5 protein-coding genes and 1 pseudogene are annotated in these 7799 nt (G+C 62.8%); 4 read left to right on the forward strand and 2 right to left on the reverse strand.

Translation table 11 applies throughout. From position 1 onward, the window contains the following. Nucleotides 1-491: 491 nt before the first annotated feature. Nucleotides 492-1829 carry a SidA/IucD/PvdA family monooxygenase gene (locus D8U61_RS23495; protein WP_016773905.1) on the reverse strand — a complete coding sequence of 446 codons (1338 nt, stop codon included), beginning with the start codon at nt 1827-1829 and terminating at the stop codon, nt 492-494. Between the two features lie 132 nt (nt 1830-1961). Further along, complete coding sequence (locus D8U61_RS23500) at nt 1962-2444, reverse strand: sigma-70 family RNA polymerase sigma factor (protein WP_016773904.1); 483 nt, start codon at nt 2442-2444, stop codon at nt 1962-1964. Between the two features lie 279 nt (nt 2445-2723). On the opposite strand from D8U61_RS23500, the gene D8U61_RS23505 reads away from it, so the two are divergent. From D8U61_RS23505 to D8U61_RS28145, 4 genes and pseudogenes are all read left to right on the forward strand, one after another. Beyond that, nucleotides 2724-3887, forward strand: a complete 1164-nt coding sequence (locus D8U61_RS23505) for an efflux RND transporter periplasmic adaptor subunit (protein WP_130927732.1) — start codon at nt 2724-2726, stop codon at nt 3885-3887. Next, on the forward strand, nt 3888-5858 hold the full coding sequence (locus D8U61_RS23510; RefSeq protein WP_130927733.1) for a MacB family efflux pump subunit: 1971 nt from the start codon (nt 3888-3890) through the stop codon (nt 5856-5858). It abuts the gene before it with no gap. A gap of 7 nt (nt 5859-5865) precedes the next feature. Beyond that, a complete protein-coding gene (locus D8U61_RS23515; RefSeq protein ID WP_130927734.1) occupies nt 5866-7260 on the forward strand; it encodes an efflux transporter outer membrane subunit in 1395 nt (464 codons plus the stop codon). Between the two features lie 57 nt (nt 7261-7317). Further along, a pseudogene (locus tag D8U61_RS28145) lies at nt 7318-7449 on the forward strand (metal ABC transporter ATP-binding protein); the annotation flags it as partial. Between the last annotated feature and the right edge of the window lie 350 nt (nt 7450-7799).

Below are 7799 nucleotides of genomic sequence, written 5' to 3' on the forward strand. Positions count from 1 at the left end.
ACGATCCAGAACTGGCCGTGCACGGGATGCCGCTGCTCGCTGTTACGGCGAGACAACGGCAGGGAAAGACTGCGCGTTATCTTGCCGAGAATCTGCCGGTGATCGAGACCGGCCGACAACTGTCACTCGAACAAGTACCCACTGTGGGTCTCCGCAATTGATGAAAACGCGCGAAGCTTACGCCCGCAGCTAAACCGCTGGAAGAGAGTTCGCAAGGAATGTGGCGGGTGTTCAGGAAGGGTTCAGAATTTCCCCGCGATCGTTCCTGCGCTCAGCGTAGGAACGCCTCATCGGACGCTCCGCGTTCGGCTTCTGAAAGGGACGCGGAGCGTCCCGGGCGGCATTCCCACGCAGAGCGTGGGAACGATCATATGTGGAGCTTTCCATGGCCCCTTCGCAAGCAGGCTCGCTCCCACATTTTGCCCTGCGTTCACAGAACCATTGTGGGAGCGAGCCTGCTCGCGAAAGCGGTGTGACAGGCGCCGCATACTTCAGCTGGCAGTCGCCAACAACAGCTCCGCCACCGAGCGGCTGTGCCCGCGCTGTTTGCCATGCTCGTACAGCGAGCCGGCGATTTCGTCGGCGCGAATCGGCAGCACCGACAGCAGCGTATCGCTCAGGCCATGGCTGGCCTGGCAGAAGCCCTGCATATAAATGCCGGCCTTGCAGCGCTCGTCGGTGATCAGTTTGTAGTTGCGATCGACCTCGAACTCACCGAGGTACTCCTCCAGCGGCGCGAGCAACTTGCGGTGCATCTGCCGCTCGTAACCGGTGGCCAGCACCACGGCGTCATAGATTCGCACCGTGACTTCGCCGGTGGCGTTGTTGCGCACGGCCAGTTCGATGCCGTTTGCGGTGGCAGTGGCGCTCTCGACGGTGGTCAGGGTGCGGAACGCATGGCGGGCAATCCCGGAAACCTTCTGCCGGTAGAAGATGCCGTAGATGCGTTCGATCAGGTCGATGTCGACCACCGAATAGTTGGTGTTGTGGTACTCGTTGACCAGACGCTCGCGCTCGACGCTGTTCTGCTGGAACACCAGATCAGTGAATTCCGGCGAGAACACCTCGTTGACGAACGGGCTGTCATCCGCAGGCTTCAACGCCGAACCACGCAGGATCATGTCGACCTGCACCGACGGGAACGAATCATTCAGGTCGATAAAGGCTTCCGCCGCGCTCTGCCCGCCGCCGATGATGGCGATGCTCATCGGTTGGTTGTTCACGCACGGCTGCCTGGCCATTTGCGACAGATACTGCGAATGGTGGAACACCCGATGATCGCCCTTCAGCGCCTTGAACGCCTCCGGAATGCGCGGTGTGCCGCCAGCGCTGACCACCACCGAACGCGTGGTGCGCACGAATTGCTGGCCGTCGCTGCCCCGGGAAATCACCCGCAAGGCTTCGACCTGCTGGTTGTGCAATACCGGTTCGATGAACTGCACTTCTTCGCCATAACGGCTCTGCGCGGTGAACTGCCCGGCCACCCAGCGCAGGTAGTCGTTGTACTCCATGCGGCATGGATAAAAGGTGCCGAGGTTGATGAAGTCGACCAGACGCCCGTGGTGCTTGAGGTAGTTGACGAACGAGTAAGGGCTGGTCGGATTGCGCAGGGTCACCAGGTCCTTGAGGAAGGAAATCTGCAACTCGCTCTGCGTCGACAAGGTGTTGCCGTGCCAGCTGTAAGTGGCCTGCTTGTCGAGGAACAGCACATCCAGCTCGCCCTGGATCCGGCCGCGTTCCTGCAGAGCGATGGCCAGTGCCAGGTTCGAAGGGCCGAAACCGACGCCGATCAGGTCGTGAACGATGGGCGATGCAATTGCCTGTGTCATTTCCAGTGTCCTCTGGATGAACCCCTCAACGCGGGGAAAAAAGCCTGGGTGGCCTGACCGGCCTGAATCAGGTCAGCAGGTCGTCTGTTGAGTAGGAACGAGGACGATGAAAGGAAATTTAACCGGTGCGGATCACTGGCCATCCCATTGCTGGATGCGCAAGCGGCAATGCTTCATGGCGTTGACGATGTGTTTTTCCACCAGCGCCCGGGAGATGCCGAGGGTCTGGGCGATTTCCGGATGGGACATTCCTTCGATCTTGCGCAGCAGAAAACTGTCGCGGCACAGCGGCGGCAACTCGGCCAGTGCGCGCTGGAGCATTTCCAGACGCTGGCCGTGATCGAGGGTGCCATGGGGGGACGGGGTGAAATAGCGCTCTTCGTTGTCGAGCACGTCCAGCGATTCGACCTGGCGCAGCGCGTTGCGGCGGTGATCGTCGATAACCAGGTTCAGCGCGGTGCGATAAAGGAAGGCCCGGGGTTGTTCGATCGGCACCTCGCTGGAGCGCTCCAGCACCCGTACATAGGCGTCATGCACCACATCCTCGGCGACCTGACGGTTGCCCAGTCTGGCGTTGAGGAAACACACCAGCTCACGATAGTAGTTTTCCAACATGACTCCCGACCGCATCGATGCCGTTTCTGTCCTTGAGCGCACTGATCAGACCTGCGGATTACGCAGTAGCAAGATAGTGGCAACTTGAGGTGCGTAATTTATAGTAATTCTCATATAGATTTAAAGAGTTGATTCCATATCCCGGACAAATAGTCGTCGCCCGGCTACGGTAACTCGATGTGTCTGCGGCTAAATTCCGTCGCCCATGCCTCGTTTACAGGACAGCCCCTGTGTCTGTCGTGCCTTGCGACGGGCCGCAACCACTGGCCGGAACCCTGCATGAATCGTCCCCGCCCCGCCCGTCGCGCGCTGTTTGCCGCCCTCTGTCTGATTCCCGTGATCGCCGTTGCTGCCTGGCAAGTCTTGCCACCCGGTCGCGACGCCGTTGCCACTGTGCAGGTAAGCCGCGGCGATATCGAAAACAGCGTGACAGCGCTCGGCACCTTGCAGCCGCGCCGCTATGTGGATGTCGGCGCACAGGCTTCGGGGCAGATTCAGAAGATTCACGTCGAGGCCGGCGATACGGTCAAGGAAGGCCAGTTGCTGGTGGAAATCGACCCGTCGACACAGAAAGCCAAGCTCGATGCCGGGCGCTTTTCCATCGAGAACCTCAAGGCGCAGCTGCAGGAGCAAAGTGCCCAGCACGATCTGGCGCAGCAGAAATACCAGCGCCAGCAGAAACTCGCCGCCGGTGGCGCCACCCGCGAAGAAGACGTGCAGACCGCGCGCGCCGAGGTCCGCGCAACCCAGGCGCGCATCGACATGTTCCAGGCGCAGATCCGCCAGGCCCAGGCCAGCCTGCGCAGCGACGAAGCGGAGCTCGGTTACACGCGCATCTATGCGCCGCTGAGCGGCACCGTGGTCGCCGTCGGTGCGCGCGAAGGCCAGACCCTCAACGCGCAACAACAGACCCCGCTGATCCTGCGCATCGCCCGGCTGTCGCCGATGACGGTGTGGGCCGAGGTTTCAGAGGCCGACATCGGCCACGTCAAACCCGGCATGACCGCCTACTTCACCACGCTCAGCGGTGGCACTCGGCGCTGGAGCAGCACGGTGCGGCAAATCCTGCCGGTGCCACCACGTCCGCTTGAACAGAACCAGGGCGGCAGCCCCACCAGCGGCCGCAGCGGCAGCGAACGCGTGGTTCTTTATACCGTGCTGCTCGACGTCGACAACGCCGATCATAGCCTGATGACCGACATGACCGCCCAGGTGTTCTTTGTCGCACAACAGGCGCAAGACACTCTGACCGTGCCGACTGCCGCCCTGCAACCGGGCTCGCGTCCGCAGTGGCAGCGAGCGCAGATCGTCGCCGCCAACGGTGATATTCAGGCGCGCGAAGTACGCACCGGCATCAGCGATCGCCTGCGCACCCAGGTGCTGGAAGGTCTGGCCGAGGGCGAGCATGTTCTCAGCGCGCCGGCCGCTGGTCATGGAGGCTGAATGCACACGCCCCTGATCGACCTGCGGCAGATCCGCAAAGCCTACGGCGGTGATGACAGCCCGCTGGTGGAAGTGCTGCGCGGGATCGATCTGTCGATCCATGCCGGCGAGTTCGTTGCGATTGTCGGCGCCTCCGGTTCAGGCAAATCGACGCTGATGAACATTCTCGGTTGCCTCGACCGCCCCACCAGCGGCGAGTATCTGTTTGCCGGGGAAAATGTCGCGCAGCTGGACAGCGATGAACTGGCCTGGCTGCGCCGCGAAGCCTTCGGTTTTGTCTTTCAGGGCTACCACCTCATTCCCTCCGGCTCGGCCCAGGAAAACGTCGAGATGCCAGCGATCTATGCCGGCACCCCGGCCGCCGAGCGGCATGCCCGAGCTCACGCGCTGCTGCAACGTCTTGGCCTCGGCACTCGCACCGGCAATCGCCCGCATCAGCTTTCCGGCGGCCAGCAACAGCGGGTGTCGATCGCCCGTGCGCTGATGAATGGCGGCCATATCATCCTCGCCGACGAGCCGACCGGCGCCCTCGACAGCCACAGCGGCGCCGAGGTCATGACCCTGCTCGACGAACTCGCCGATCAGGGTCATGTGGTGATCCTCATCACCCACGACCGCGAAGTGGCGCAACGGGCCAAACGCATCATCGAAATCCGCGACGGCCTGATCATCAGCGACAGCGCCGAGTACGCGTGCGCGCCGCCTTCGGCCAATCCCGGCGCGTTGCAAGCGGTCGACCTGCGCCAGCGCCTGAGCAACGGCAGCAGCCAGACCGGCGCCTGGAAAGGTGAACTGCTCGACGCTGTACAAGCGGCGTGGCGGGTGATGTGGATCAACCGCTTTCGCACGGCGCTGACCCTGCTGGGCATCGTCATTGGCGTGGCCTCGGTGGTGGTCATGCTCGCCGTCGGCGAAGGCAGCAAGCGTCAGGTCATGGCACAAATGGGCGCGTTCGGCTCGAACATCATTTACCTCAGCGGCTCGGCGCCGAACCCGCGTACACCGGAGGGCATCATCACCCTCGACGACGTTGCCGAACTGTCCGCCCTGCCCCAGGTGGAACGGATCATGCCGGTCAACGGCTCGACCGCCGGGGTGCGCTTTGGCAATGCCGACCACAGCAGTTACGTCGGCGGCAATGACACCAACTTTCCGCAGATTTTCAACTGGCCGGTGATTCAGGGCAGTTACTTCACCCAGGCCGACGAGGACAGCGCCGCCGCTGTCGCGGTGATCGGCACCAAGGTTCGCGACAAGTTGCTCAAGGATGTCGCCGACCCGATCGGCCAATACATCCTCATCGAGAACGTGCCGTTCCAGATCCTCGGCGTGCTCGCCGAAAAAGGCGCCAGCTCCGGCGACTCCGATAGCGACAACCGCATCGCCGTGCCCTATTCGGCGGCGAGCACGCGACTGTTCGGCAGCCGCAATCCGCAATACGTGGTGATTGCCGCCAAGGACGCGCGCAAGGTCAAGGACGCCGAACAGGCCATCGAACAGGCGATGTTGCGCCGGCACCACGGCAAGAAGGATTTCGAGCTGACCAACAATGCCGCGATGATCCAGGCCGAAGCGCGCACGCAAGGCACGCTGTCGCTGATGCTGGGGGCAATTGCGGCGATTTCCCTGCTGGTCGGCGGTATCGGCGTGATGAACATCATGCTCATGACCGTACGCGAACGCACCCGCGAGATCGGTATTCGCATGGCCACCGGCGCCCGTCAGCGCGACATCCTGCGTCAGTTTCTCACTGAAGCGCTGATGCTTTCGGTGGTCGGCGGAATTGCCGGCATCGGCCTGGCGCTGCTGGTTGGCGGCGTGTTGTTGCTCAGCGGCGTGGCGATTGCCTTTCAAGGGCTGGCGGTGATCGGTGCGTTTGCCTGTGCGCTGGTCACCGGCGTCATTTTCGGCTTTATGCCGGCCCGCAAGGCTGCCCGGCTTGACCCGGTCACGGCCCTTACCAGTGAATGATCGACCTATGAAAGTGCGACTGACCTTCCTCGCCGCCAGCCTGTTGCTGGCGGCCTGCAGCAGCCCGGCGCCGCGCCTGGACAGCGGCGTGCAGCCACCGAGCGCGTGGCAGTCCGCCGACACCCCCGGCGCGCTGCAGAGCAATCGGCAATGGTGGACGCAATTCGGCAGCCCCGAGCTGGAGCGGCTGGTGGAACAGGCGCGGCTGGGCAGCTATGACCTCGCCGCCGCCGTTGCGCGGGTCAGGCAGGCCGAGACCAGCGCAACCATCGCCGACGCCCCGCTGCTGCCCGAGCTCAAGGCCGGTTTGAATGCCAACCGGCAGAAACTGATCCACGGCAAGGGCTACAGCCAATTGGATGTCAGCCCGGAGAATCGCTCGCTGGACTATTACGATGCCGAGCTCAGCGCCAGTTACGAAGTCGATTTCTGGGGCGGTAAGCGTGCCGCCCGCGACAGTGCGGTGTTCGGCGTGCAGGCCAGCGAGTTCGACCGCGCCACCGTCGAGCTGACCTTGCTCAGCGGCGTCGCCAACAGTTACACCCAGGCCCTGGCCTTGCGTGAGCAGGCGCGCATTGCCGAACTCAATCTGAAAAATGCGCAGAATGTGCTGCAGCTGGTGCAGACCCGTTTCGACGCCGGCAGCGCCACCGCGCTGGAACTGGCCCAGCAGAAAAGCCTGGTGGCCGAACAACAGCGTCGCCTGCCGCTGGTGCAACAACAGGCCCGCGAAGCACTGATCAGCCTCGCCGCCCTGCTCGGCCAACCAGTGCAAACGTTACCGTTGCCCACACAATCCTTCGCCCAATTGCACTGGCCGGACATCGCCAGCGGCGTGCCGAGCGACTTGCTCAGCCGCCGCCCGGACATTGCCAGCGCCGAGGCCAAGCTTGCGGCAGCCCAGGCTGATGTCACCGTCGCCCGCGCCGCAATGCTGCCGAAAATCACCCTGACCGCCAGCCTCGGCAGCGGCGCCGACCTTGCCGCCGACCTGCTGCGCACGACGTTCTACAACCTGTCCTCGGGGCTGACCGCGCCGATCTTCAACAACGGCCGCCTCAGCGCCGAACGCGACAAGGCCAAGGCGCGGCAGGACGAATTGCTGGAGACCTATCGCGGGGCAATCATCAACGGCTTCGCTGACGTCGAAAAAGCCCTCAGCAGCATTCGTGGCCTCGATGAACAACGGCAATGGCAAAGCGAAGAACTGAACCAGGCACAAACCGCCTTCGACATCGCCCAAAGCCGCTACCAGGCCGGCGCCGAAGACCTGCTCACCGTCCTGCAAACCCAGCGCACGCTGTATGCGGCGCAAGACCTCAACGTGCAACTGCGCCTGTCGCGGTTGCAGGCGAGCATTGCCTTGTACAAAGCGCTGGGGGGTGGCTGGGAGGTGATCTGACAGAGATGCGTCGAATGGACTGACGCCTTCGCGAGCAGGCTCGCTCCCACAAATGAAATTCGGTCTGGACAGAAATTTTCGGCACGACCAAGGCGCCCTGTGGGAGCGAGCCTGCTCGCGAAGAGGTCCTGTCAGGCACTGATGCATCTGAATGACACACCGCATTCGCGAGCAGGCTCGCTCCCACAAATGGAATTCGGTTTGGACGGAAATCTCCGCCACGAACAAGGCCCGATGTGGGAGCGAGCTTGCTCGCGAAGAGGTCCTGTCAGGCACTGATGCATCTGAATGACACCCCCGCATTCGCGAGCAGGCTCGCTCCCACAAATGGAATTCGGTTTGGACCGAAATCTCCGCCACGAACGCTTGCTCGCGAAGGGGTCCTGTCAGGCACTGATGCATCTGAATGAGACACCGCATTCGCGAGCAGGCTCGCTCCCACAAATGGAATTCGGTTTGGACCGAAATCTCCGCCACGAACGCTTGCTCGCGAAGGGGTCCTGTCAGGCACTGATGCATCTGAATGAGACACCGCATTC

The sequence above is a fragment of the Pseudomonas sp. Sample_14 genome (genome assembly GCF_004307515.1).
GTDB classification, from domain to species: Bacteria; Pseudomonadota; Gammaproteobacteria; order Pseudomonadales; family Pseudomonadaceae; genus Aquipseudomonas; species Aquipseudomonas atacamensis.

What these genes read in the sequence shown, in the direction of transcription:
- D8U61_RS23510 (WP_130927733.1), top strand. Translation starts at nt 3,888, where the DNA reads ATGCACACGCCCCTGATCGACCTGCGGCAGATCCGCAAAGCCTACGGC.
- D8U61_RS23495 (WP_016773905.1), bottom strand. Translation starts at nt 1,829, where the DNA reads ATGACACAGGCAATTGCATCGCCCATCGTTCACGACCTGATCGGCGTC.
- D8U61_RS23505 (WP_130927732.1), top strand. Translation starts at nt 2,724, where the DNA reads ATGAATCGTCCCCGCCCCGCCCGTCGCGCGCTGTTTGCCGCCCTCTGT.
- D8U61_RS23515 (WP_130927734.1), top strand. Translation starts at nt 5,866, where the DNA reads ATGAAAGTGCGACTGACCTTCCTCGCCGCCAGCCTGTTGCTGGCGGCC.
- D8U61_RS23500 (WP_016773904.1), bottom strand. Translation starts at nt 2,444, where the DNA reads ATGTTGGAAAACTACTATCGTGAGCTGGTGTGTTTCCTCAACGCCAGA.